This window comes from Methylomonas sp. BG-2, assembly GCF_057766305.1.
Genome location: NZ_JBYMAP010000422.1, coordinates 1 through 1,893 on the forward strand (window position 1 = coordinate 1; position 1,893 = coordinate 1,893).

Genomic DNA, 1,893 nt, shown 5'->3' on the forward strand with positions numbered 1-1,893 from the left:
AGTCAGCGATCGGCTGATTCGCGAAGCGCTGCAAGGCGCCGCGTTGACCGATTCTGCAGCCGCCGATGACGCTGGCAGTTGCAGCGTGGCGCCAGAGGCGTCCTGCGAGGTGCCGCCGGCGAGGCCCGTCGAGCGTTCCGAAAGTGTTGGCGTCGAGATTGCCGGCCGGCGGATCGAATTGGACCAAGTCGGCTTGCCGCTGTTTACGTTGGCAATGGGCTTGCTGGACGGTTTCAATCCCTGTTCGATGTGGGTGCTACTCTTAACGATCTCAATGCTGGCGCCGATGCAACAGCGGATGCGGATGCTGGCGGTGGCCGGTACCTTTGTGGCCGTCGAAGGCATCGCCTATTTCGCATTCATGGCGGCTTGGCTGAACTTGTTTTTGTTGATCGGCTGGTCGCGCGGTTCGCAGTTGGCGATCGCGGCCATCGCGATAGTGGCCGGCGCCATCCATCTGAAGGACTTTTGGGCGTACGGCCGCGGTTTTTCGCTGTCGATACCGGCGGCCGCCAAGCCGGGAATTTACGCGCGGATACGGGCCATCCTGCAAGCCGACAATCTGTTGGGCGCGATCGTCGGCGCCGTGGTGCTGGCCGTGCTGGTGCAGATCGTCGAATTCATGTGTACCTCCGGTTTTCCGGCCTTGTACACCCGGATTTTGACGCTGCGCCAGCTACAGGGCGCCGAGTATTACGGCTATTTGCTGCTGTACAACGCCGCCTACATGTTGGATGACGTGATAGTGCTGGCGGTTGGCGTCTGGACGCTGCGTCAGCGGCGTCTGCGGGAAAACGAGGGGCGCTGGCTCAAATTGCTCAGCGGTATGGTCATGGTAGGATTAGGGCTTTATTTGCTGGCTTGACCGCCGGCCGTGCGCATTGGAACTTGGAGAGAGTCGGGAGAATTCGTGGTAGATAACAAGCGCAGACATCCGCGTCTGAAACACCGGGCCAAGATCCGGGTGACCTTGCCGGTATCGACCGAGATGCAAATCCTCGACATGCGGGATTTCTCGGAAACCGGATTGTATTTGTATTGTCCGGTTGAGCTGATTCCGCCGATGGGAGCGGTCGTCGAAGTCCAGACCACCGAATTCGACGACGCGCCGGTGCAGATGGCCCGGGTGGTCAGGATCGATCCGGACGGCGGCTTCGCGGTCGAGTTCGGCGCCGGCTGATCAAGCCCGCAGGTTCAAGTACTGGCCGGAATTTGGCGTTTGCTGGCTTTTCAATAATTCCGCGCGAGCCTTCGCCGCCATCGCGGCGGCTTGGGACGCCACGCTCAAATCCTGGCCGGACGGTTGGGCCGGCGCCAAGGCGGCCCGGCGTATCGCATCGGCCTTGGCCAGCGTGGCTTGCGGATTGCCGCTGACTTCCGAGGTGTCGATGCCGACATCGCCGCCGGTCGCGTAACGCACCCCGTCCGGCCCGGTGACGTACTGAAAGTGGGCGCCGCCGGTTGCCAGGCCGCCGGCGGCGCTCAGATGGGCTTGTTCGTGGGCGCGGACTTCCCGGTCGCGGGTTTTCAATTTTTCGACTTGCGCGAGTTGTTCGTCGCTGAGTTGGCCGCCAGAGCCGCTTGGCTGGGTTTTACTTGAGTCTTTCGGCGCGACGGCGCCCGAGCTGGTCTTTGCCGGACCGGAAAAGTCGGTGAATTGAGAGTTGGCAAGCGCCGGTATCGACATGCTGGCCTCCTTTAAAGGCACCTTAAACTTTAACGCACTTTTTACCGATCCCTCAACATTAAACACGATTCGCGCTGGGTTGGCGTGCCGTCCATGCGAGGACGCTGGTTCTTGATGCGTGTTCGTTGGTTTCGGTTAGTGGTTCATCGGGCATCAAATCCTTGATCCGCAACACCGGCGGTGGGGCGCTGATGGCATTGTTTTCG

At 61.0% G+C, this 1,893-nt stretch carries 3 protein-coding genes; 2 read left to right on the plus strand and 1 reads right to left on the minus strand.

Going from position 1 to position 1,893, the window contains the following annotated elements:
- Both AC3B8H_RS20880 and AC3B8H_RS20885 read left to right on the plus strand, forming a co-directional pair.
- On the plus strand, positions 1–865 hold an 865-nt coding region (locus tag AC3B8H_RS20880; protein WP_488443433.1), incomplete at its 5' end, for an NrdH-redoxin.
- 45 nt (positions 866–910) lie between these two features.
- Positions 911–1,180, plus strand: a complete 270-nt coding sequence (locus AC3B8H_RS20885) for a PilZ domain-containing protein (RefSeq protein ID WP_488443434.1) — start codon at positions 911–913, stop codon at positions 1,178–1,180.
- Here AC3B8H_RS20885 and AC3B8H_RS20890 read toward each other — a convergent pair whose 3' ends face one another.
- On the minus strand, positions 1,181–1,687 hold the full coding sequence (locus tag AC3B8H_RS20890; protein WP_488443435.1) for a putative metalloprotease CJM1_0395 family protein: 507 nt from the start codon (positions 1,685–1,687) through the stop codon (positions 1,181–1,183).
- Positions 1,688–1,893: the final 206 nt, after the last annotated feature.